The 23,665-nt window shown below is 64.9% G+C and carries 21 protein-coding genes and 1 pseudogene; 4 read left to right on the forward strand and 18 right to left on the reverse strand.

Features of this window, described 5'->3' with window-relative positions:
* Positions 1-31: 31 nt before the first annotated feature.
* Together LB538_RS03025 and LB538_RS03030 are read right to left on the reverse strand one after the other, a co-directional pair.
* Positions 32-700: a DapH/DapD/GlmU-related protein gene (locus LB538_RS03025; protein ID WP_224522847.1), complete on the reverse strand. Its 669-nt coding sequence runs from the start codon at positions 698-700 to the stop codon at positions 32-34.
* Positions 701-764: 64 nt separating this feature from the next.
* On the reverse strand, positions 765-1,193 hold the full coding sequence (locus LB538_RS03030; RefSeq protein ID WP_224522896.1) for a CreA family protein: 429 nt from the start codon (positions 1,191-1,193) through the stop codon (positions 765-767).
* Positions 1,194-1,422: 229 nt separating this feature from the next.
* Here LB538_RS03030 and LB538_RS03035 point away from each other — a divergent pair, with 229 nt between their 5' ends.
* From LB538_RS03035 to LB538_RS03045, 3 genes are all read left to right on the forward strand, one after another.
* Entirely contained in the window at positions 1,423-2,007 is a 585-nt protein-coding gene (locus LB538_RS03035; protein WP_224522848.1) for an SCO family protein, read from the forward strand.
* Positions 2,008-2,086: 79 nt separating this feature from the next.
* Positions 2,087-2,959, forward strand: coding sequence for a 50S ribosomal protein L11 methyltransferase (locus LB538_RS03040; protein WP_224522849.1), 873 nt, complete (start codon positions 2,087-2,089; stop codon positions 2,957-2,959).
* A gap of 98 nt (positions 2,960-3,057) precedes the next feature.
* On the forward strand, positions 3,058-4,902 hold the full coding sequence (locus LB538_RS03045) for an aminopeptidase P family protein (RefSeq protein ID WP_224522850.1): 1,845 nt from the start codon (positions 3,058-3,060) through the stop codon (positions 4,900-4,902).
* A gap of 447 nt (positions 4,903-5,349) precedes the next feature.
* Here LB538_RS03045 and LB538_RS03050 read toward each other — a convergent pair whose 3' ends face one another.
* The 11 genes and pseudogenes from LB538_RS03050 to LB538_RS03100 form a co-directional block, all read right to left on the reverse strand.
* Positions 5,350-5,646: an AzlD family protein gene (locus LB538_RS03050; RefSeq protein WP_140806929.1), complete on the reverse strand. Its 297-nt coding sequence runs from the start codon at positions 5,644-5,646 to the stop codon at positions 5,350-5,352.
* Complete coding sequence (locus tag LB538_RS03055; protein WP_095769034.1) at positions 5,643-6,371, reverse strand: AzlC family ABC transporter permease; 729 nt, start codon at positions 6,369-6,371, stop codon at positions 5,643-5,645. Before LB538_RS03055 ends, LB538_RS03050 begins: the two co-directional genes overlap by 4 nt.
* 223 nt (positions 6,372-6,594) lie before the next feature.
* The gene (locus LB538_RS03060) at positions 6,595-7,989 is read right to left on the reverse strand and encodes a glutamine synthetase family protein (RefSeq protein ID WP_224522851.1); all 1,395 of its coding nucleotides are present in this window, start codon (positions 7,987-7,989) and stop codon (positions 6,595-6,597) included.
* Between the two features lie 22 nt (positions 7,990-8,011).
* Positions 8,012-9,109, reverse strand: coding sequence for a branched-chain amino acid ABC transporter permease (locus LB538_RS03065; RefSeq protein WP_224522852.1), 1,098 nt, complete (start codon positions 9,107-9,109; stop codon positions 8,012-8,014).
* A 15-nt stretch (positions 9,110-9,124) separates the two neighbouring features.
* Complete coding sequence (locus LB538_RS03070) at positions 9,125-10,024, reverse strand: branched-chain amino acid ABC transporter permease (RefSeq protein WP_224522853.1); 900 nt, start codon at positions 10,022-10,024, stop codon at positions 9,125-9,127.
* Positions 10,025-10,030: 6 nt separating this feature from the next.
* The gene (locus tag LB538_RS03075; protein ID WP_224522854.1) at positions 10,031-10,735 is read right to left on the reverse strand and encodes an ABC transporter ATP-binding protein; all 705 of its coding nucleotides are present in this window, start codon (positions 10,733-10,735) and stop codon (positions 10,031-10,033) included.
* A 16-nt stretch (positions 10,736-10,751) separates the two neighbouring features.
* Positions 10,752-11,906: an ABC transporter substrate-binding protein gene (locus LB538_RS03080; protein ID WP_224522855.1), complete on the reverse strand. Its 1,155-nt coding sequence runs from the start codon at positions 11,904-11,906 to the stop codon at positions 10,752-10,754.
* Positions 11,907-11,948: 42 nt separating this feature from the next.
* Positions 11,949-12,614, reverse strand: a pseudogene (locus LB538_RS03085) (ABC transporter ATP-binding protein); the annotation flags it as partial.
* 199 nt (positions 12,615-12,813) lie between these two features.
* On the reverse strand, positions 12,814-13,398 hold the full coding sequence (locus tag LB538_RS03090; RefSeq protein WP_095769008.1) for a helix-turn-helix domain-containing protein: 585 nt from the start codon (positions 13,396-13,398) through the stop codon (positions 12,814-12,816).
* A 71-nt stretch (positions 13,399-13,469) separates the two neighbouring features.
* Positions 13,470-14,309, reverse strand: a complete 840-nt coding sequence (locus tag LB538_RS03095; RefSeq protein ID WP_224522857.1) for an N-formylglutamate amidohydrolase — start codon at positions 14,307-14,309, stop codon at positions 13,470-13,472.
* Positions 14,287-15,696, reverse strand: coding sequence for an aldehyde dehydrogenase family protein (locus LB538_RS03100; RefSeq protein ID WP_224522858.1), 1,410 nt, complete (start codon positions 15,694-15,696; stop codon positions 14,287-14,289). Before LB538_RS03100 ends, LB538_RS03095 begins: the two co-directional genes overlap by 23 nt.
* Positions 15,697-15,874: 178 nt before the next feature.
* Between LB538_RS03100 and LB538_RS03105 the strand changes: the two genes are divergently transcribed.
* Positions 15,875-16,633 (forward strand): SDR family NAD(P)-dependent oxidoreductase, encoded by a 759-nt coding sequence (locus tag LB538_RS03105; protein WP_224522859.1) that lies wholly within the window; start codon positions 15,875-15,877, stop codon positions 16,631-16,633.
* Between the two features lie 24 nt (positions 16,634-16,657).
* On the opposite strand, the gene LB538_RS03110 is transcribed toward LB538_RS03105, so the two are convergent.
* The 5 genes from LB538_RS03110 to lpxC all read right to left on the reverse strand — a co-directional run bounded on the left by LB538_RS03110 (position 16,658) and on the right by lpxC (position 23,397).
* Complete coding sequence (locus LB538_RS03110) at positions 16,658-17,350, reverse strand: DUF2461 domain-containing protein (protein WP_140839724.1); 693 nt, start codon at positions 17,348-17,350, stop codon at positions 16,658-16,660.
* Positions 17,350-19,557: an NAD-dependent DNA ligase LigA gene (gene ligA, locus LB538_RS03115; protein WP_224522860.1), complete on the reverse strand. Its 2,208-nt coding sequence runs from the start codon at positions 19,555-19,557 to the stop codon at positions 17,350-17,352. Before ligA ends, LB538_RS03110 begins: the two co-directional genes overlap by 1 nt.
* A gap of 137 nt (positions 19,558-19,694) precedes the next feature.
* The gene (gene recN / locus LB538_RS03120; protein WP_224522861.1) at positions 19,695-21,368 is read right to left on the reverse strand and encodes a DNA repair protein RecN; all 1,674 of its coding nucleotides are present in this window, start codon (positions 21,366-21,368) and stop codon (positions 19,695-19,697) included.
* A gap of 8 nt (positions 21,369-21,376) precedes the next feature.
* Positions 21,377-22,246 (reverse strand): outer membrane protein assembly factor BamD, encoded by an 870-nt coding sequence (locus LB538_RS03125; protein ID WP_095769002.1) that lies wholly within the window; start codon positions 22,244-22,246, stop codon positions 21,377-21,379.
* 203 nt (positions 22,247-22,449) lie between these two features.
* Positions 22,450-23,397, reverse strand: a complete 948-nt coding sequence (gene lpxC, locus LB538_RS03130; RefSeq protein ID WP_224522862.1) for a UDP-3-O-acyl-N-acetylglucosamine deacetylase — start codon at positions 23,395-23,397, stop codon at positions 22,450-22,452.
* Positions 23,398-23,665: the final 268 nt, after the last annotated feature.

The following is a 23,665-nucleotide window of genomic DNA, read 5'->3' on the forward strand; positions in this document are numbered from 1 at the left end:
GAGTGGAAGGGGACCGGTCAGACAGCGCCGGTCATGTGCTCGACGGCGTTCCGCCCGTGTCGGTGAGCGTTTCTTGCCAACGATCGAGAAAGGCTTCGATCGGCATGGCCTGCATATCGGGGATTGCGCTCGCCAGTTTCTCGGGCGGCCAGTCCCACCAGGCAAGGGCTTCGATGCGCGACGCGACGGTGGCGGAGAACCGCCGGCGCAGCGGCTTTGCCGGAACGCCTGCGACGATCGTGTAGGGCGCGACGTCATGTGTCACCACCGCATTGGCGCCGATGACCGCGCCGTTGCCGATCGCGACACCCGGCATGATCACCGCGCCGTGTCCGATCCAGACATCATGGCCGATGATGACCGATTTTGCTTGCCGTCGCGCGCGAAAAGCCGTGTCGACGCCCAGCCAGCGAAAATACTCGTTCGGCCGGTAGCTGACCTTGTGCTGTGTCAGCCGCTCGATCGGATGCTCGAGCGCGTTGATGCGGCTGTTCGCAGCGATCGAGCAGAACTTGCCGATCGTCGTGTAGATCGCCTCGCAATGGCGTTCGAAATAGGAAAAGTCGCCGACGCTCACCTCGCGCAGGATCACCCGCTCGCCGATCGAGGCATAGCGGCCGAGCTTGCATGCCTTCAGCTCCGCGGTCGGATGGATGCGCGGCTCGGGATCCTTGAGGACGAGGGTTTCAGGACGATCCATGAGAGGCCTTTACGCCGGCGGTGACGGCCCCGCAAGCGCGGCCTGCCTCCGCCAAGCCTATCGCCTATTGCGGCTTGCCCCTGGTCCACACCACGTTCTGGCCGTAAAGCGGCACGGTCGTGACCGACATCTTCGCCGAGCCGTTCTGCACCTGGCGCGAATGCGACAGATAGATCAGCGTCTCGTTCTTCTTGTCGTAGATGCGGTTCACCACCTGCTTTTTCCAGATCAGGCTGAGGCCCTGCTTGAACACCTCCTCGCCGCCCTCGCCCATGTCGATGTCGCCGATGGTGATCGGCCCGGTCTGGCGGCAGGAGATCGAGGAATCGGAAGGATCCTCGAACCAGTTGCCCTTATGCAGCCGGTCGATGATGCTGCGGTCGAAATAGGCGACATGGCAGGTGACGCCGTCGACCTTCGGGTCCTTGATCGCATCGACCATGATGTCGTTGCCGACCCAGTCGACACCCACTTTACCCACTTCGTCAGCCATGGCCGCGCCGGCGCTCAGGGCAAGACAGGCGGCGAACAAGCCGATCAGTTTTCGCAAGGAAGCCTCCTCGGTTCAGTTTGCCGACGTCAGGTGGGACAGGATCGTGGCGTTTGCAAGCCGATCGGCCCGCCCGGCGGCTTGCGGCAACGCGACATCTTTGCGCGCCCGGCGCCGACCCGCTAAGACTGTCGCCGAACTGGCTTCCAGCCAAAGCAACGGACATTCACTGATGATGCGCTCAATCCTGGTCGGCATTCTCGTCCTGATGGCGGCGGGCATCGGCTGGCTGACATTCGACTGGTACCGGGGCCACTATGGCGGCGAGCCCTTCGGCGCGCCCTTCACGCTGGTCGACCAGAAAGGCGCGCCGATCACCGAAGCCGCCTTCAGGGGACACCCCAGCGTCGTGTTCTTCGGCTTCACCCATTGCCCTGAAGTCTGCCCGACGACACTGTTTGAGCTCGCAGGCTGGCTGAAGACGATGGGCGGCAGCGGCAAGGACCTCAGCGCCTATTTCGTCACCGTCGATCCGGAACGCGACACGCCGGAGACGATGAACACCTATGTCAGCAACTTCTCCGACCGGATCACCGGCATCACCGGCGAGCCGGACAAGGTGCATGCCATGGCCAAGGCCTTCGGTATCTATTGGAAGAAGGTCGACACTGGCGACGGCGACTACACGATGGACCACACGGCCTCGGTGCTGCTGCTCAACGCCAAGGGCGATTTCGCCGGCACCATCGCCTATGGGGAGAGCGCCGACACCGCGATAGCCAAGCTGAAGCGGCTGGCTGCGGGTGGGCAAACCTGATCCCGAACCGAAGGTCAGCGACCGCAAAAAGTAGGAACCGGTTTTCGGAAAAGATCATGTTCAAACAAGAATCTTTCTGATGGGGCAAACCAGACTCCATCTTACCGCCAACAAGATTGAAGCCGACCGCATCTTCGCGGCGCTGGACGCAGCGTTCGAGGATGACGGCCTGCCGATCGCCGTGCTGGAGCTCGACGAGGAAAAAGATATCCATGAAGTGTCGCTCTATGCCGATGGCGACATCGATCCCATCGAGGCGCGGGTCAGGGATGTCCTCGCCGGTCTCGGCCTGCCGAAGGCGATCGAGCGCGAGGTCCTTCCCGACGTCGACTGGGTGTCGCGCTCGCTGGAAGGCTTGAAGCCGGTCCGCGCCGGACGCTTCTTCGTCCACGGCTCGCACGACCGGGCCAAGCGTCGCAGTGGCGACCTCGCCATCGAGATCGAGGCGGGCCTTGCCTTCGGCACCGGGCACCACGGCACCACCGCCGGCTGCCTCGAAGTGCTGGAGCAGGTGGTGCTGCGCGAGCGGCCGCGCAAAGCGCTCGACCTCGGCACCGGCAGCGCCGTGCTCGCCATCGCGCTGGCCAAGCTCGCGCATATCCCGGTGCTGGCGACCGACATCGATCCGGTCGCCGTCCGCGTCGCCGCCGCCAATGCCCGCCTCAATCACGTCAAGGCGCTGGTCGAGACGGTGACGGCGCCCGGCTTCCATCATCCGATCTTCGCCAGGCGCGCACCTTTCGACCTCATCGTCGCCAACATCCTGGCCCGGCCGCTGATGCGGCTCGCGCCCGAAATGGCCAAGCACATCAGTCTCGGCGGCTCGCTGGTGCTCTCCGGCATCCTCGACCGGCAGCGCGACGCGGTGATCTCGGCCTATGTCGGCCAAGCCTTCCGCCACGTGCGCACCTTGCATCGCGAGGGCTGGGTGACCATCCACCTCAAGCGCTGAGGCCGGGTTGCATCCAGCCGATCTGGCCCTGCCGAAATCGATTCCGATTTCCGGGGTCATGCGCTACGCTCGCAACAAGCATCGAAGAGAGGCCAAAAATGTTTCAGACCTTTGATTCCGCTGGTGATCCTGCCGTCGGTAAGCCGCGTGTGGCGCAGCTGCGGCAATGGCTGGCTGAGCATGGTTTGGATGGCTTCCTTGTTCCCCGCGCGGACGAGCACCAGGGCGAATATGTCGCCGACCGCTCGGCGCGGCTGAAGTGGCTGACCGGCTTTTCCGGTTCGGCCGGCGTCGCGATCGTGCTGCGCGACCGCGCCTTCATCTTCGTCGACGGCCGCTACACGCTGCAGGTGCGCAATGAAGTCGACCTGTCGATCTTCACCGTCGAAAGCCTTGTCGACAATCCGCCGGCCAGCTGGATCAAGGACAATCTCGGCAAGGGCGCAAGGCTCGGCTTCGACCCCTGGCTGCACACGATCGGCGAGATCAAGGCGCTGAAGGCATCGGCCGAGCAATCCGGCGCGACATTGGTGCCGCTCGACAGGAATCCCATCGACATCATCTGGACGGATCAGCCGGACCCGCCCCGCGCGCCTGTCGAGATCCATCCGCAGAATCTTGCCGGCGAGCTCGCCAAGGACAAGCTCAAGCGGCTGGCGGGCGCGATCGAAAAGGATGGCGCCACCCATGCGGTGCTGACCGATCCGTCCTCGATAGCCTGGGCCTTCAACATCCGTGGCGGCGACGTGCCGCATACGCCGCTGGCGCTCGGCTTCGCCATCCTCGCCGCCGATAGCAAGCATCAATTGTTCATGGACCAGGGTAAATTCCCGCGCCAGGTCGCAGCCTATCTCACCCAGCTTGCCGATCCGCATGATCCGGGCGAGTTCGAAGCCGCCATCGTCGCGCTAGCCAAGGACGGCGCCAAGATCGCGCTCGATCCGGTGCTGGCGGCGGAGAAGCTCCGCATGCTGGTCGAGGACAATGGCGGCACGGTCGTCTTGGCGGCCGACCCGGCGCGTATTCCCCGCGCGACCAAGAACCAGGCCGAGATCGCCGGCAGCCGCGCCGCGCATCGCCGCGACGGTGCCGCGGTCGCCAGGCTGTTGTGCTGGCTCGATCGCCAGAAGCCCGGCACGCTGGACGAAATCGCCGTCGTCACCAAGCTTGAGGAGGTGCGCCGCCAGACCGGAGAGGAAACGCAGATGCCGCTGCGCGACGTCTCCTTCGACACGATTTCCGGCGCCGGCCCGAACGGCGCCATCATGCACTACCGCGTCTCGCGCGCCACCAGCCGCAAGCTTGAAAGCGGCGAGCTGTTCCTGCTCGATTCCGGCGGCCAGTATCAGGACGGCACGACCGACATCACCCGCACCGTGCCGATCGGCCAGCCGAGCGAGGAGATGCGCGAGCGCTTCACCCTCGTGCTGAAGGGCATGATCGGCATCTCGACGCTGCGTTTCCCCGCCGGCACGCGCGGTTCGGAGATCGACGTCGTTGCCCGCGTGGCGCTGTGGAAGCATGGCTGCGACTTCGCCCACGGCACCGGCCACGGGGTCGGCTCCTACCTCGCCGTGCATGAAGGGCCGCAGCGCATCGCCCGCACCGGCACAGAAAAGCTGCTTGCCGGCATGATGCTGTCCAACGAACCGGGCTACTACAAGGAAGGCGCCTACGGCATCCGCATCGAGAACCTGCTCCTGGTCACGCCGGCAGAGCAGATCGAGGGCGGCGACATCGCCATGCACGGCTTCGAGACGCTGACGCTGGCGCCGATCGACAAGCGGCTGATCCGCACCGACCTGCTGCATCGGGACGAGTTGCAGTGGCTGGACCGCTATCACGCCCGGGTGCTGTCCGAGATCGGCCCGATGGTCGACGGCGAAACGCTGGCCTGGCTGGAGAAAGCTACCGCGCCGCTGCCCCACGACGCCAAGATTTGATGTGAGCTTCTGTCTCCCGGTTCGACGGCTACGCCATGCACACATCTTCTGTGACTGGCGCGACTGATCAGGCCGAAGCCTTGATTGCCACGTGGTTCCCCCAATCCGTCGCTGCTTCGCAGCGCCACCTTCCCCCCTCCGGAGGGAAAGGAAGGGAGCCTTGCTGGACGAGCGTTGGCGGCAAAAAGCTCGGCGCCTCACCTCTCCCCCGTCGATCGGGGGAGAGGTGGCTCGGCGAAGCCGAGACGGAGTGGGGGTCGACCAGCGCAGCGTAAGACAATGCATGCGCCAAGCTGCTATGCACGCTATCGTCCAAAAACCAGCCGCTTGGGAAATGTGTGCATCCCCTAGCGCTCCACAGCGAGAAATGCCCAGTTCATCCTCCGAAGCTGCTGCGGAGGACGGGCAGGACAATGAGGGGCAGCGCCAGCCATTCAGGATGGAAAGCTATCCGACGAACTGCCTCGCCAGAATCAGGACAGCGGCCCCAGCCAGAAACATCGCCATCAGGCCGCCGCGCAGCGACACCAGCACAGTGACGATCAGCGCCGCCCATTCGGCCGGCCCGGCATGCAGCAGTTCCGGCGCGACGAGCGTCGTCAGCACCGCGGCCGGCACGGCGTTCAACCCGGCCTCGACGCGCGGATGGATGGTCTCAAAGCGCGAGATGACGAGGTGGCCGCCGACACGGGTCAGATAGGTGGCGACGGCGCCGGCCAGGATGATCCAGAAGGTCGTGCTCATGGCCGCTTGCCCACGCCGCTGTGATGCGGCGGCAGGATCACCGCCAGGACGATGCCGGCGACCGCGCCGATCGAGACATGCCAGGGTGAGCCCACGGTTCGATAGGCGATGATCGAGGCGACGGCGCTGGCGGCGACGACGGGCGCCCAGAGCGGCCGTTTGCGAAAGCCGAGCACCAGGCCGAGGAAATAGATCGGCAAAAGGAAATCGATGCCCAGCGCATGCGTGTCGGGGATCAGCTTGCCGAACACCGCGCCCAATCCGCTTTCGATAACCCAGAACACATAGACCGGCAGGCCTAGCCCCAGATACCAGACGAAGCCGACGGGACGGCCGGACTCCGCCCTCGCCTCGGCGATGGCGAATTGCGGATCGGTCAGGATGAAATAGCCGAGCGCCTGCTGCAGCACCGGCCAATGCGCGATGCGCCTGCCGATGCCGGCCGAATAGAGCACGTGGCGAAAGTTCACCGCGAAGATCGACAGCACAATCAGCCATGGCGCGACATGCTGGCCGAACAGTTCGATGCCGACCATCTGGCTGGCGCCGCCATAGATCATGGCGCTCATCAGGAAGGCTTCGAGGACGGAAAACCCATTGTCGACGGCGATCGTGCCGAACAGGATCGCGAACGGCGCGGAGGCGACGACCACCGGCATTGAAAGCCGCACGCCGTCCCAGAAATCGCCGCCCGTTCTGCCTTCAGAGATTGCTTCCGCTGCCATGCGCCGCTCCTCGTGCATGTCGCCCAGAAGTGCGCAGCGGTTCTGGGACAACGACATGCATCAACAAAAGACTTAAAGCGCGTCGCCTGGATTCGTTCAGCGCACGCGCTTTAAGAGCGGCTTGATTTAGAGAGCGTCGCCTCCAATGTCACACCAATTCGCTTGACCCAGCGATCAGCGGAACTGATCGCCGGGTTGCGAAACGTTGGAATCTTTAGGCAGCTCAGCTGACGAAATAGCGCTGCCACTCGAAGTCCGTGATATGCGAGGCCTCCCAGGCATCGAAGGCCGCCTGCTCGGCGCGGCGGCTTTCGGCGTAGTTGTCGCGGAACGCTTCGCCGAACGCCTCGGCGCAGAAATCGGATGCGGCGAAGGCTTCAATAGAAGCGTTGAGCGTGCGCGGCAGCTTCGGCTTGTCGAGGTTGGCGAGGTTGCTCGTCACCGGCGCCTCGAGCGGCAAATCCTTCTCGATGCCTTCGCAGCCGGCCGCCAGGATCGCGGCGATCGAGAGATAAGGATTGACGTCGGCGCCAGGCGCCCGGTGCTCGAACCGGCACGCGGCATCGTTCGGCGTGGTGATGGCGCGGATCGGCGCGGTGCGGTTCTCGAAGCCCCAGGCGACGTCTTCCGGCGACCACGCGCCGCGATCGAAGCGGCGGTAGGAGTTGACCGTCGGCCGGAAGAAAATATGGGTCTCCTGCATGCGGTTGAGCACGCCGGCGAGGAATTTCTCGGCGACCGGCGTCAGCCGGTTCGGTCCAGCCGCGAAGGCCGGCTTGCCGTCCCGCCACAGGCTGACATGATGGTGCGCGCCGCAGGCGCTTTCCTTGCCCGGCGGCTGGAAGCGCGTCATGAAGGTCGCCACCAAGCCACGCTCGGCGCACAGCTCGCGCAGATGCAGCTTGGCGCGCATCGCGGCATCCGCCGCCGCCAACGCGCTCTTCGGCGTTAGCGCGTATTCATACATGCCGTAGCCATATTCGGTCACCAGCGAGGCGACGCCGATGTCGATGCTCTTCATGCGCGTAATGAATTCGGCGGCGAAATCCTGGTATTCGCCACTGCGCACGAGGTCGTAGTTGATCAGCGAATGGCCCCATGGCTTCAGCTCGCGATAACGGCCGGCGCGCATCAGATCATGGTCGGCGTGGAAAATGCCGAACTCGTATTCGAGCGCGAATTTCGGCTCATAGCCAAGCGCCCTCGCGCGCTCCTCGACGCGCGCCAGCACGCCGCGCGGGTCATACGGACAGACGGCGCCGTCCAGCATGTAGGAGCGCGTGATGGCGGAAGCGAATTTCGGCTTCCAGCCATGCTGCACCACCGTATCCGGATCGATGATACCCTTGATGTTGGGAAAGCCGTTCTCCTCATTGGCGCTCGGCGAGGCGAAGGCGACGTCGCCCATCGGCTGGCCGTCGCCATGCGTGACGCAATAGAGGATGGCATTGATCGACTCACCGGCTGTGGAGAGCTTCAGCGGCGCGATCTTGGAGCGTACGACGCCCGACGTGTCGACGGTATGCACCTCGACGAACTCGACGCCGCGCGATGCAAGCTCGGCCTGCAGCGCCTCGAGCTTCGGCGCATACGCCGCCACCCTGTCCTCAAATTCCACGTTCAACCTCCACCACGAAAAGCTATTTGGCGTTGCGCCGCAACAGGAGCGACAGCAGCTCGTCGAGCTCATGCCGGCCGCTGATGCCGCTCGGCCGGAACGCCATGCAAAGCACGATGACAACGCCGAGCGCCACGCCCGACAGGCCGAGCAGCTGCGGCATCTGGATACCCGCGACCGTCACGCCGGACTCGATGCTGCGGATGAATTCCAGCCCGATCGAAAGCACGATGACGCCGGTGACCGCGCCAGTCACCGTTGCCATGCCGCCGAGGATCAGCATCGCCAGCGTGTTGAAGATCATCTGGAAATAGAACAGTTTTGGGCTGATCGTGCCGGCGAAATAGGCGTAGAGCACGCCGGCGAGCCCGCAGATCAGCGCCGACAGCACCCATGACATAAGCCGCAGTTTCTTCGCATCGATGCCGAGCGCAGCCGCAGCCTGAGGGCTCTGCGCGCTGGCCCGCAGCTGCAAGCCCCAGCGGCTGTCCTTGAACAGTCGCGCCGCCACGATCGCCATCACCGCGAAGACCAGCATCCACGGCAGGCCGACCACTTTCGGAATGCCGAAGAAAGCCTGGTTGCCCTTGAACAGATTGGTCCAGTTGAGGAAAACCGAATGGACGATGATCAGCAGCGCCAGGCTGACGATGGTCGCAGCGACCCCCGACAGCCGGCTGATCACCTTGCCGCTGACCAGCGCCACGATGCCGACCACCAAGAGCGCAATGAGCGCCGACGAAACCGGATCGAGCTCCAGCGTCGCAAAGCCGAACGGCGCGTTGGGGATCGACAGCTTCTTCATGGCAAGCGGCGTCGACAGGATGGCGACGCTATAGGCGCCGAGCCCGACAAAGGCGCTGTGGCCGAGATTGGCGATGTTGGAATTGCCCATGGACACTTGCAGGCCGACCACGACGATCAGGTTTACGAAGGCGCCGAGTGCGAGGAAGGTGTAGTAGGTCGGCGCGAAGTTCAGCACCAGGAGCCCGATCGCCAGCACCGGCAGCGCTGTCACCAGCCCGCCGATCAGCGAGCGGAGGATCGCGTTGCCGGGCTGCGCGGTGGCGGCCGGCGCCGCCATCTGTTCGACCGCTTGCGAGAGTTCGGAGCCTGCCACGTCAGATCTCCCGCCCTAAATCTCTTTGTCGCCGAGTTCGATGCGCTGGCCGAGCAGGCCTTCCGGCCGGTAGACGAGCAGCGCGACGATGATGGCGTAGGTGAGCGCGTCCCGGAAGCCCGCATATTCCTGCGGCAGCGCGACGAGCAGGCCGACTTCGATGAAGCCGAGCAGCATGCCGCCGACCGCAGCACCCGGCAGCGAGCCGAAGCCGCCGATGACGCAGGCGACAAAGGCCTTCAGCACCAGGCCGAAGCCGAGATCGGGTGAGACGCTGCCGCGCCGCGCCAGGATGAAGACGGCGGCGATGCCCGCCAGCGCGCCCGAAATCGCAAACGCCGTGGCAATCACCCGGTTTGCCTTGATCCCCATCAGCCGCACGGTGGCGAAGTCGCGCGCGGCAGCGCGAATGGCGAGCCCGAGCGTCGAGCGGTTGAGGAAGAGCACGAGCGCAAGGATGGTCAGGCCCGACACGATCAGTTCCATCACTTGCAGCGAGGAGACGGCGAAGGGGCCGAAGAACCACATCTGGTTCAAGCCGTTGAGGATCGAGACCGACTGCGGCTTTGGCGAGACCAAAAGCATGAAAAGGTTCTGCACCACGATCGACACGCCGAAGGCGGTGAGCAGCCCGGTGGTGGTAGGCGCATAGCGCACCGGCCGGAAGGCGACGCGTTCGAACACCACCGCCGCCAGCGCCGCCATGCCGACGGCAAGCAGCACCGCGACGAAGGGCGAGGTCAGCCCGAGCGCGGCAGCCAGGAACACGCTGTAGGCCGAGACCCCGATGATCTCGCCATGGGCGAAATTCACCAGCCCCATGATCGAGAAGACGACGGCGAGCCCGAGCGCCACCAGGGAATATTCCGCACCGAAGGCGAGCGCGTTGAGGAGTTGCTGCAAGGCGTAATCCATCGCCGCCTACCCGCCGATATAAAGGTTGAACAGGCCGTGCTCGTCGGCGAGCCTGGCCGGCGGTCCGTCATAGCGCAGCGTGCCCGAGCTCACGACATAGACGCGGTCGGCGAAGCGCAGCGCCTGTTTGGCGTTCTGCTCGACCACCAGCAGCGTCAGCCCTTGCGCCTTGAGCTCGCCGATGAAATCGAAGATGCGCGCCACGATCTTGGGCGCGAGCCCGAGCGACGGCTCGTCGAGCAGCAGCAGCTTCGGCCGCGACATCAGCGAACGGGCGATCGCCAGCATCTGCTGCTCCCCGCCCGAAAGCGTGCCGGCCGCCTGGCCGAAGCGTTCGGACAGCACCGGGAACAGCGACAGGAACCGCTCGATATCCTGGCGCACGCCGGCGGGGTCGCGCCTTGTCGCGGCTCCTAGCCGCAGGTTCTCGCCGACGCTCAGGTTGGAGAAGATGTGCCGGCCTTCCGGCGTCGCGGTCAGTCCGGCACGGATGCGGTCCTCGGTGCGGACATGCGAGATGTCCTTGCCGTCGAGCACGATGTGCCCCGAAGCCGGCGTGACCAGCCCGGTCAGCGCGTTGATGGTCGAGCTCTTGCCGGCGCCGTTGGGCCCGAGCAGGGCGACAAGCTCGCCCTGCCCGACCTCGAGCGACAACTCGCGCACCGCCGTGACGGCGCCATAGCGCACGACAAGCTTCTCGACCTTCAGCACGTGTTCCCGGCCCCGCTTAGTTCAGCGCCGGAACGAAGGTCGGCGGCGTGTCGGTGATCAGCACCCGCTTGCCGTCGGCAAAGCCCATCACCGGCACGGCTTTGACCGGATAGCCCTTCTTCTCGGCGAAGGAGATCGTCGGCGCGGTGGTGCCCGGATAGCCGCCAGGCGCGCGGATCGCCTCGCGTAAGGCGGCGGGGTCGACGGTGCCGGCCTTTTTCGCCGCTTCGTAGCTGATCTGCACCATGTCGGCGCCGAGCGCGTCGAAGATGCCGTTGATCTTGTAGCCGTCGGCCTTGCACTGGGCGAGGAACTTGTCGATCGGGCCGTCGACGCCGGTCGCGCCATGGGTCGCGAACATCACCTTTTCCAGCGACTTCGGATCGCCGACCGTGCCTTCCAGCGACTTGTCGTCGAAGGCATCGCAGCCCGCCACCCACCCCTCGTAGCCGTTGGCGCGCAATTGCCGGATCAGGATGCCGACATCGGGCAGCACTGCGCAGATATGGATCGCGTCCGGCTTCTGTGGCAACGCCTTGATCGAGGCGATCTGCGGGGACCAGTCGGTGGTGCCGTAGGAATAGTTGAATTTGCCGACCACCTTGCCACCGAGATGTTCGAACACCTCGCCGAACCACTCCGGCAGCTTCTCCGAGTAGGACCCGGCATCGGGTGACACCATCAGCGCGACGGTCCGCGCGCCTTTGCCGTAAAGCGCGTTGGCGGTGGCCGAGGCATTGATCGGATCGGGCACCGCGCCGGCGATGAAGTTGTCGAGCCCAGCCTGCTGCATCTCGAGCTGCGTGTTCGGAGCCGAGAACACGGTGGCGCCATAAGGCTGCGCGGTCTGCGCCATCGGGATCAGCGCATCGGGAAACGGCACGCCGGTGATCACCTGCGCGCCGGCATCGAGGAATTTCTGGCCGAGCGAGACCGAAAGCTGCGGATCGGAGCGGTTGTCCTCAATCATCAGTTCGACCTTGGGGTCGTTGGCGCCGGCAGCCTTGTTCAGCCTGTCGGCCATGCAGCGCGCGCCCTCGGCCTCGCTATAGGGCGCGTAGGCGCCGGTCATGGCGACCGCAAGCCCGATCTTCAGATCGGCGGCGCCTGCATGCCCGGCCTGCAGCAGTCCCGCGGTCAGCACCGCGGCTCCTAGCAAAATCTTTTCCATTCTACCCCTCCTTCCTCTCATTGCGGTTGTTCTTCCGGGCCTTCAGGCCGTCTCCGACTGCCCGACATAGACCTCGATGACGCGCGGATCGCGCCACACGTCTTCCGTCTCGCCCGAGGCGATCACCTGGCCCTGGTCCATCACGCAAAGCCGGTCGCAGAGCCGGTTGATGAAGCGCAGGTCGTGATCGATGACGATGGTCGCGCAGCCGACGTCGCGGCGAATGCCTTCGATGGCGATGGCCAGCGTCTCCGACTCGGCCTCGTTGAGACCGGCGGCCGGTTCGTCGAGCAACAACAGCGACGGCCCAAGCGCCAGCGCGCGTGCGATCTCGAGCCGGCGCTGGCTGCCATAGGGCAGCGTTCCGGCCGGGCTGTCGGCGAAGCCTGCGAGCTCATATTGCTGCAGAAGCTGATCGACGCCGATGCGCATGGCGGCATCGGGGCGCACGGCCCGACAAGTGATATGCGCGACCTCGACATTCTGCCGTACAGTCAGGTCCTTGAATAATCTGATGGTCTGGAAGGTGCGGCCGACCCCTGCCCGCGCGCAATGCTCTGGGCTGCGGCCCGTGATCTCTTCGCCCGCGAGGCGCACGCTGCCGCTGTCCGGCTTGAGCACGCCCGAAATGGCGTTGACGAGGGTGGATTTGCCGGCGCCGTTCGGACCGATGAGACCGAGGATCTCGCCGGCCTCGCAGGTCAGCGAGGCGCTGCGCAACGCCTGCACGCCGCCGAATGTCTTGCTGACTGCCTCAACCGACAGCATCGGTCATCTCTCCCATTCCCGGCCGCTGGCTGTTCTCCTGTCGGCCGGTCAAAAGGATGCTAGTCCCCCGACTTTTCCATAACAAGTATTTTTTTCCATTCTAGAAAAATTCTTGAGCGGAAGGGCTGAGGCCCGTCGGTCAGACGCCTGCTCCCGGTGGCAGCCCGTCGCGCGGCACCGTGTTCGACATCAGCATGATGACGGGCTCGTCGCCGAGCGCCACATAGGCGTGCTGCATTTCGCCGTCGAACAGGATGCTGTCGCCGGGCTGCAGGACGCTCGGGTCGTAGTGGAGCGTGTGGAGCTGCAGGCTGCCGCTCAACACATGGATGAACTCCTCACCCGAATGGCTGCGCCAGCCGCCGTTTTCCTCGAAGGTTCTGGCGCGCAACGTCACGCGCCAGAAAATGTTGGTCTTGTCGCGGAAATCGCTGCACAAGACCTCGAATTCCATGGCGTTGCCTTCGTGCAGGATGCCGCTGCCGGCGCGCGTGATCGAGCGGCGCGCCTGCGGCCCGGGCTTCGGGCTGAACAGGAAGGAGGCCACCGGCACGTGCAGCACGCCGGCAATCATCAGCGCGATATCGACGGTCAACCTGGCCTTGCCGTTCTCCAGCTTCGAGAGCTGGGACACGGAAAGGCCGGAGCGCTCGCTGAGATCGCGCAAGGTGATGTTCTGCTGCTTGCGCGCGTCGCGGATCTTGCTGCCCACATTGCCTTGCATCGTCCACGCCCTTGGCTGTCGTGTTTCCAATTCGACAAGCTCTAGCGTTCCGATATTTGAGCGTCCAGCCTTCAGACGGCTACGGCTGATTGCGGCCATAGGGATATCGCGACGGTGGCAAAGGCAGCCTCTAGGACGCGGCTGACGCGTTCGAAAGTTTCCGGATCGGCAAGCAAGTCGTTGCGCAGCTCGAGGTAGAGGCAGGGCCGGCCCTGCTGCAGCCCGTGCCGGTTCAAGGTGTAGCCGACAGCCTGGCGCCAGTCGTAAGGTTCATTATCGCCGATTCTGAAGCCTGCTTCCGGGCCTTGGGCCCTGAGCGTTTTCAGCACCGAGGCGACGAAGGACGACTGTTCCCGCCACAGCACGCCGATATCCACATTGCGCTTCACCCCGCCCATCACCGGCGTGAAGGAATGCACCGAGATCAGCGCGCGCCTGCCGGCAGCGGCTTCGATGATTGCCCGTTCGACCGGCGCCCAGGCGACGAGCTTGCGCAGTCTCGCATCCGCCACGTCCACAGCGAGATTGCCCGGCACAGGGATGCCGCCGAGGTCGGGCCGCATGAAGTCCCACTCCTCGGCGGGGCGGTTATAGTCGAGGAACAGCCGTGAATAGCGCGCGATCACCGCCGGCGCCCGCAGCGTTCGCGAGAGCCGGCGCGTCAGCGCGTCGACGCCGATGTCCACCGCGAAATGCGTGCCGAGATAAGGCTCCGCCAGGCCAAGGTCGCGCCACGGCGCCGGCACGACGTTGCCGGCATGCTCGGCAATCAGAAGATAGGGGCTGGCCGCATCCGGCAGCAATCGTTCCACCCCGGCCGCGGCAAGCGCCGCGACGGCCTCGTCGCCAAGCTTTTCAAGGTCCCGCACGACCGGATGCCGCTGGCGGTCAGGCGATGACGGAGCGGACATGATAAGCCTTCGCCGCCGTCGCCTCGATGAGGCCGGCGCGCCCGTTGGCGCGGCCAAGACCGGAATTCTTGATGCCGCCCCAGGGCAGATAAAGGTCGGCGTGATCGCATCGGTTGAGATAGACGGTGCCGGCCTCGACTTCGTCGAGCAAGGCCACGCCGCGTTCGACATCGCGCGTCCAGATCGAGGCGCTGAGGCCGTAGTCGCTGTCGTTCATCAGGCCGATCGCCTCGTCGTCGCCGCCGACGGCCTGGACGCAGGCCACCGGCCCGAACAGCTCGTCGCGCATGATCGGCATGCTGTGGTCGACGCCGGTCAACACCTCCGGCGCGACATAGGCGGTCCCGAGGCTTGCCGCCTTGCGCGCGCCATCCTGCGGCATCAGGCGCTTCGCCCCTGCTCGCACCGCGCCTTCGGTCAGGTCGCGGATGGTGTCGGCCGCGACCGCGCGCACCACCGGGCCGACCATCGGCTTTTCAGCGATCGGATGGCCGATCGACCACTTCGCCGTCTCGGCGACCAGCGCCTCGACGAAACGGTCGTGAATCAGGCGGTCGACATAGATTCGCTCCACCGAGCAGCAGGACTGGCCGGCGTTGGAATAGGTGCCCTCTGCGATCAGCGGAACCGCCGCCTCGAGGTCGGCGTCGGAGCGCACATAGGTCGGATCCTTGCCGCCAAGCTCGAGATGGACCTGGGTGAAGTTGCCGGCCGCCGCCGCATGCACGCGCCGGCCGCCATTGACCGAACCGATGAAATTGACGGCGTTGAAGACGCCGGAAGCGATCAGCCGCTCCGCATCTGGATGGTCGAGATGCAGACACTGGAAGACCCCTTCCGGCCCGCCGGCCGCGCGAAAAGCCTCCTCGGCGAGCTCCGCGATCAGCGGCGTCTGCGGCGAATGCTTGAAGATCACCACATTGCCCGCGGCAAGCGGCGACGTGACCAGATAGCCGAGCATGGCGGTCGGGTAGTTCCAGGCGCAGATCGAAAGATGTAGGCCGCCGGCCACCGGCTTGGCATAGCGGCGGATGTTCTCGTCCGACGGATAGGGCATGTCGGCCAGCGTGTCCGGTGCAGCGCCTGCAAGCAACTCGCCAATCAGCGCCAGGCGCGGCGTCTCGTCGGCTTGCCACAAGGGCCTGCCGATCTGCCACGCCACCGCCTCGGCCAGCGGAGCGGCGCGCGCCTTCATCTCCTCGCCGAAGCGCAGAAGGATCGCCAGGCGCTCGGCCAGCGGCGTGCGCCGCCAGCCCGGCAGCGCCGCGCGAGCGCGGGCGACGGCCGCCTCGATCGCGGCCCCGTCCGCATAGTTGCGCTGGGCATAGATCGAGCCGTCGACAGGAGAGGTCACCGAGAAGGTCCGGGCGCCGGAATGCAGGGTCATGGTCTTGGAATCCACCCAAAAGGAAGCTGTCAGCCACGGCACGATATCGCGATTTTCTATTTTGGCAAATTTTTTCGAATACGGCTTGATGGATTTTTTGTCGGCCCCTATTGTCCCGCCATCGCGCCTTGGCGCAGAGATAGCGCCGCGCCTTGCAGCAAGAACCGAGGGGGGATGAATGGTCGTCTATGATTTCACGGGCCGGCATGCGGTCGTCACCGGAGCTGGCGGCGGGATGGGCGAAGCGATCGCGCTGGCGCTGCTCGATGCCGGCGCCTCCGTCACCGCCATCGACATCAAGCCGCGTCCGGCCTCCCTCGCCTCGTATGACGACCGGCTCACCTTCGCCCAGGGCGATTTGACCGACGCGGCCTTCGTGGAACGGACCATCGGTGCGGCGGGCCGCGAGCGTGGCGGCATCGACTATCTCGCCAATGTCGCCGGCGTATTGTGGTTCGGCCGCGACAAATCGGCGCTCGAAATGGATCTCGATGTCTGGGATCAGGTCTTCAACATCAACTTGAAATCCTTCGTGCACACCGCACGCGCGGTCGTTCCGCAGATGCGCGCCGGCGGCCGCGGCGGCGCCATGGTGCATTTCTCGACCATTCAGTGGTATCGCGGCGACCCGAAGCCTCAGGATGCCTATCAGGCCTCGAAGGCAGGCGTCTGCGCGCTGTCGAAGTCGCTTGCCATGCAGCTTGCCGGCAACGGCATCCGCTCCAACGCGATCTGCCCCGGCATGGCGCTGACGCCGCTGCAGGCGCGCTGGGACACCGAAGAAAAGCGCGCCGCCGTGGCGAATTATACGCCGCTCGGCCGCATCGGCACGCCGCAGGACATGGCAAACGCCGCGCTCTTCCTGCTCTCGGACGCCGCGAGCTATATCACCGGCATAGAGCTTGCCGTCGACGGCGGCCTGCTGATGCGGATGTAAGCCCGGCGACAGTCGGAGGCGGCGTCAGGCCGCGACAGCCGTCCCCTGGATCGCCCGGCCCCAGTCGAGCAGCGGCTTGGCGCCAAGCGTGAAGCCGACGAGATCGTCGACCAGCGCCGGCGAATGGATCGTCGCCGGATCGATGTCGTGCCGGACCACGAAATGCCGGTTGCGCACCGCCTGGGCGAGATCCTCGTCACCGACATCCTCGAAACCGCGCGGCACCCGCTTCAGGCGGTCTTCCGCATCGAGCTCCAGGCCGGCCTTCTTGAGCGATGCGACCATGCCGCGGAACGCGGCCGGCTTGGTCACGATCGCCTTGCGCATCGCCTGCAGCAATTCAGGCGCCGGCTGCCACCAGGCCACACCCGCGAAGCAGCGCTCGAGCCCGATATGCACGTAGAAGACGCCCTGCTCCATCTTGGTGCCGTCGGGCGACAGAATCGCCGAGAGATGCCGATTGTAGGGCCGCTTGTCCTTGGAAAAGCGCACGTCGCGATTGATGCGGAACAGCGATTTCTTGCGGTCGCCGCGCAAGCCGAGCTTGGCCGCCTCGAAACGCTCTGTGAGCGTCTCGACCAGATCGCAGAACGGCCCATGCAGCTCGCTGTCGTAAAGGTCGCGGTTTTCCTGGAACCACTCACGGCTCTGGTGGAAGTCGAGCGCCTTCAGGAACGGAATGGCCTTCGGCCCAAAACCCTTGAACGCTCCAGTCATTAGCCGCCCCTGCCGATCCGCTGCAGCCATGTGTCCTCGTCGATCACCTCGATGCCGAGATCGCTCGCAACTTTCAGCTTCGAGCCGGCGCCCGGACCCGCCACCACCAGGTCTGTCTTGGCCGAAACCGAGCCCGCGACCTTGGCGCCGAGCCGCTCCGCCATCGCCTTGGCTTCCGAACGCGTCATCTTTTCCAGCGAGCCGGTGAACACCACCGTCTTGCCCGAGACTTCGCTGCCGGCCGAGATTTCCATGACGTAGGGTTTCGGATGAACCTGCGTCAGCAAGGCGTCCAGCACGTCGTCATTGCGCTCATTGCCGAAGAAGTCGCGCAACGCGTTGATCACCGTATCGCCGATGCCATTGATCGATGGGAACACGCTGTGCGGATCCTCGGCCTTCGCCGTCTCCTTGCCGATACGGATCAGCTCCTCGATGGTCGAGAATTGGCGGGCAAGCACGGCCGCCGTGGTCTCGCCGATATGGCGGATGCCGAGCGCGAAGATGAAACGGTCGAGCTCCGGCTCGCGGCGCGCGTCGATGGCCGAAAACAACTTGTCGAGACCTTCATAATTACGCTCCTCGACGCTGCGAACATTCTTGCGCGCCTTGCCCGAGGCTTCCTCGCGCAGCCTCGCCTGCTCCTCCCGTCGCTCGGCCAGCGCCCTGGTGACGGCGGGCCTTCGGTCCTTCAGCGTGAAGATATCGGCGGCGGTCTTCACCAGCCCCGAATTGAAGAACAGGTCGATGTTTTCGGCACCGAGGCCTTCGATGTCGAGCGCGCCGCGCGACACGAAGTGACGCAGCCTTTCGACCGCCTGCGCGGCGCAGATCATCTCGCCGGTGCAGCGCCGGCGCGAATCCTCCTTGCCCGTCTTCTCGTTGATCTCGCGCGTCGCCGGCGAGCCGCAGACCGGGCAGGTATGCGGGAATTCATAGGGCACCGCGCCAGCGGGCCGCTTATCGATGACGACGCTGACAATCTGCGGGATGACATCCCCTGCCCGCTGGATGACCACCGTGTCACCGATACGCACGTCGATGCCGTCGCGGATCGGCTGGCCGTTGCTGTCGAAACCTTTGATGTAGTCTTCATTGTGCAGCGTGACATTCTCGACCACCACGCCGCCGACCGTGACCGGCGCAAGCCGCGCCACCGGCGCCAGCGTGCCGGTTCGGCCGACCTGGATGTCGATCCTCTCGACGGTCGTCATCGCCTGCTCGGCCGGAAATTTGTGGGCGACCGCCCAGCGCGGCTCGCCGGTGACGAAACCCCAGCGGCGCTGCAGCTCGAGCTGGTCGACCTTGTAGACGACGCCGTCTATGTCGTAGCCGAGCGAGGAGCGCTGCTCCTCGATGCGGTGGTAATGCGCGATCAGGTCGTCGATGGACTTCGCCCGCACCATCAGCGGGCTGACCTTGAAGCCCCATTCCTTGAACTTCTGTACGGAATCGAACTGCGTCGGCGCTGGGTCCGCTGTCGTATAGCCCCAGGCATAGGCGAAGAATTTCAGATTGCGGCTGGCGGTGACCGATGGATCCTTCTGGCGCAGCGACCCTGCAGCCGTGTTGCGCGGATTGACGTAATCCTGGCCGCCGACCGCCGCTGAACGCTGCTTCAAAGCCTCGAATTCGGCATAGGTCATGTAGACCTCGCCGCGGATCTCGATGATTTCCGGCCAGCCCGAACCCTGCAACTTCTTCGGGATGTCGGCAATCGTTTTCAAATTGGCGGTGATGTCCTCGCCGACCGTGCCGTCGCCACGCGTCGCGCCCTGCACGAACACGCCGCTCTCGTAGCGCAACGAGGCCGACAGCCCGTCGATCTTCGGTTCGGCGGTGAAGGCGATGTCGAGGTCCTTGTCGCGGTCGAAGAAACGCCTTCCGCGCTCGATGAAATCGGCGACGTCCTGGTCGGTATAGGCCTTGGCGAGGCTCAGCATCGGCACCGCGTGCCGCACCTTGGTAAAGCCCTCCGCGGGCGGGGCGCCGACCCGCCGCGTCGGCGAATCCTCGCGCACGAGATCGGGGAAGCGCTCTTCGATTGCGAGGTTGCGCCGGCGCAGCGCATCATACTCGGCATCGGTGATCGTCGGCGCGTCCTCGGTGTGATAACGCCGGTCATGCTCGGCAATCTCCGCCGCCAGTTGCTTCAGCTCATCCGCGGCTTCGCCTTCACTCAACGAATCGACGGGTTTTTCCGACATGCATCAGTCCTTGGATTGTGGCGCGCCACTATAAATCAGGATTTGACGGCAGGGAGTGGGCTTGCGCACAAATCATTGCTGAACAGCACGATGCAGCCATCTGCTGACTCGGACTGGAACCGAAGAGGTCCAACCTTCTATGCGGCAGCCGTATTCTCGCGCAGCAACCGCTCCGCTGCCGCGCGAGCTTCGTCGGTGATGGTGGCGCCGGCCAGCATGCGCGCGATTTCTTCCTGGCGCGCCGCGCGGTCCATTTCGGCAATGCCGGTGGCGACGCGGTCCTTGCCGCCGGATTTGGAGATCAGGAAATGCGTTGCGGCGCGTGCCGCAACCTGCGGCGCATGCGTCACGGAAAGCACTTGCACCCGTTTCGACAGCCGCGCCAGCCGCTGGCCGATAGCGTCGGCCACCGCGCCGCCTACGCCGGTGTCGATCTCATCGAACACCAGGGTCGGCGCCGAGCCGCGATCGGCCAGTGCCACCTTCAGCGCCAAAAGGAAGCGCGAGAGCTCGCCGCCGGAAGCGACCTTCATCATCGGTCCCGGCCGGGTTCCCGGATTGGTGCGCACCCAGAATTCGACCTGGTCGATGCCTTCTTCCATGCGGCTTTCGGCATCGCTTCCCATCTCGACGATGAACTCGGCCCGTTCGAGCTTGAGCGCCGGCAGTTCCGCCATCACAGCCTTGGTCAGCCCCGCCGCCGCCGCATGACGCAGCGACGACAGCTGCGCCGCGGAAATATCGTAGGCCTCGCGCGCCGCGGCGGCCTGCTTGGCCAGCGCGTGCAGCCGCTCCTCGCCGGCATCGAGGTCGGCAAGATCGGCCACCATCGTGTCGCGCAACTGCGCCAAATCGTCGACCGCGACACTGTGCTTGCGCGAGGCGGCGCGCAGCGCAAACAGACGCTCTTCCGCCTTCTCCAGACGCTGCGGATCATATTCGGTGGCGCGAAGCGCCGCTTCCACGCCGGACTGCGCGGCGTCGAGCGAGATCATCGCTTCGTCGAGCGATTTCACCACGTCGTCGAGCAGGCCGGGGGCTTCGCTGGACTTGCGCTGCAGCCGCCGCAACAAGCTGGCGAGCTGCGGCAAGGGCGAGGACGGCCCCGACAGCACATCCTGCGCATCATGGATCTCGGCGGCGATCTTTTCGACGCGCATCATCGTCGCGCGCAACTCCGCAAGCTCCGTTTCCTCGCCCGGCTGCGGGTCGAGTCTTGCGAGCTCGGCCACGGAAGCGCGCAGATAATCGGCTTCGCGCGCCGCCGCCTCGACCTTGGCGCGATGCCGGGAAAGCTCCTGCTCGCAGTTTCGCCAGTACCGCCAGGCTTCGCCCGTGCCGCGCACGGCGCCCAGATGGCCGCCGAAACTGTCCAGCAATTCGCGATGCGCGCTGGGGTCGACCAGTGCCCGCTCGTCATGCTGGCCATGGATCTCGACCAACGCGCGGCCGACATCGCGCATCAGGGTGACGCTGGAGGGCTGGTCGTTGACGAAGACGCGGGTGCGGCCATCGGCCGTCTGCACGCGGCGCAGGATGATGTCGCCATCATCCTCGATGTCGTTTCCGGCGAGCAACGCGCGTGCCGGATGGTTGCGCGGCACATCGAACACCGCGATGACCTGGCCTTGCGCGGCGCCATGGCGAACGAGCGAGGCATCGCCTCGCGCCCCAAGCGCCAGCGACAACGCATCGAGCAGGATGGATTTACCGGCGCCGGTTTCGCCGGTCAGCACCGAAAGCCCAGGCAGGAAGTCGATGTCCAGCTTCTCGATCAGGACGATATCGCGGATCGACAGTCTGGACAGCATCGCAAGTTTCAGGCGCCGGTGATCAGCTTCCCGGCCTTGGAAATCCACGATCCGGCATTTTCGCGGGGTTCAAGCCCGTTGCTCTGCAGGAGCTTGTAGGAATCCTTGTACCACGGGCTGTCCGGATAATTGTGACCAAGCACCGCCGCGGCCGTCTGCGCTTCCGAGGTCAGGCCCATCGCATAGTAGGACTCGGTCAGGCGCGCGAGCGCCTCCTCGACATGGCGGGTGTTGGAATAGTTCTCGACCACGGTGCGGAAACGCTTCACGGCGGCGATGTATTCGCGGCGCTCGAGATAGTAGCGGCCGACCTGCATCTCCTTGCCGGCGAGCTGGTCGCTGGCGAAGCGGATCTTGTCCTTGGCGTCGCCGACATATTCGGAGTTCGGCCAGCGCGTCACCAGATCCTGCATGGTCTGGATGGTCTGGCGCGCTTCCTTCTGGTCCTGGGTGACGTCCTTGATCTGCCGATAGTAGGAGAGGCCGATGATGTACTGTGCGTAAGCCGCGTCGTCTGTCGAGGGATAGAGGGTCAGGTAGCGCTTGGCCGAACCGATCGCCTCGTCGTAATTGCCGGCGCGATAATCGGCGAAAGCGCCCATCACCATCGATTTGCGTGCGAATTCGGAATAGGGATGCTGGCGGTCGACCGCGTCGAACTTCTTGCTCGCCTCATCGAGGCGGCCGGCATTCATGTTGGCCAGGCCCTGGTTGTAGAGCACGTCGGCCGGCTCGGTCTGGTCGACATAGGTTGCCAGGTTGACATCCTTCTCGGAGGACATGCAGGCCGACAGCACGAGCGCGGGAGCAACCACCGACAGCGCCAGCAAAACACCCCGACGCGGCGTTACCGATTGACCAACTCGCGAAAAAAACATGTTTGGATTCCGCCCCTTCGGCGTCGTTTCGGTCCTGGGCCGAAGCCATAAACCATTATCCCCTTGCCCGGCAACGCTATGTCCGGCCAATCGCACATTTTTGTGGCAGGCCGACGCGATGATCAAAGCCGCGCGTTTTGGCGGCCCTGTGATGCAGCCATGCAACACAAGCCTGACCACAAAGCCAGAAAACGGTTAAAAAATCAGATCACCCAGGGCGCGTAGACCGGCCCGCTGACGGCGATCATCTCGGCGACACGGCCGCGCTCTCGACGTCTCGTCTCGACGATCTCGAAGGCCGTCCGGTCGGAAAGCAGCCGGCGCAATGCCGAGGCATTCATCCGGTGGCCGCCGCGATAGGAACGGAAACAGCCGATGAAGCGCGCGCCGGCCAGTGCCAGGTCGCCCATCGCATCGAGCGTCTTGTGGCGGGCGAATTCATTGGGGTAGCGCAGCCCGCCGACATTGATGACGCGGTTGTCGTCGCCGATGACCAGCGAGTTTTCCAGCGACGAGCCGAGCGCGTAGCCGGCGGCCCAAAGCCGTTCGACATCCTTCATGAAGCCGAAAGTGCGGGCCCGCGCGATGTCGCGGCGGAAGATGTCGGGATTGATGTCGGAGGCGAATTGCTGGCGACCGATCGCCGGGCTTTCGAAATCGATCTCGACCTCGAATCGCGTGCCGTCATAGGGGCGGAATTCCGCCCAGGATGCGCCGGCTTCCACGCGCACCGGCTTGACGATGCGGATATAGCGGCGCTTCATCGCCAGCGTCTCGATGCCGGCCTGGTCGATGGCTTCGACGAAAGCCGTGGCGCTGCCGTCGAGTATCGGGACTTCCGGACCGTCGATCTCGATGATGAGATTGTCGATGCCGAGGCCGAACACTGTGGCCATCAGATGCTCGACGGTGCCGATATGATCGCCGGCCGGATCGCCAAGCATGGTGCAGAGATCGGTGGCGCCGACTTCCGCGACCAGGGCGCGGAGCTCCCGGGCTTCGCCGCCATTCGAAAGATGAAAGACGATGCCCGTATCGGCATCGGCCGGCAGGAAATGAACGGTCACGGTTTTGCCGCTATGGACGCCGATGCCAGCCAGCGTCACGCGCGATTTCACTGTCGTCTGATAGTCGTGCAAGAGTAACCCCATACGCCCTGAATGCCTGCGTCCGCTCCGTCGGCCTTGGGTATCTTGCAGCCAGACTGATGGCCTGGCGCTCGCATAGGATGCGGCAAAATAAGCAAGAGCATGCGGCTCTGTATAATCGGCAGGCAGGGCTACTCCCCGAATCCCGGCAAACCGACTTTAGTCCGTGGCGAAGATAATGGCCCGCCCTGGAGACTCCAAATCACGGTTTCTTACCCCGTGTAACCACGGAAATGCGTCAGAAACAGCTCGTAAAGCCTTGTTTTAAATG

Origin of the sequence: Mesorhizobium sp. Ca11 (genome assembly GCF_020165275.1) — a bacterium.
Taxonomy (GTDB): Bacteria; Pseudomonadota; Alphaproteobacteria; order Rhizobiales; family Rhizobiaceae; genus Mesorhizobium.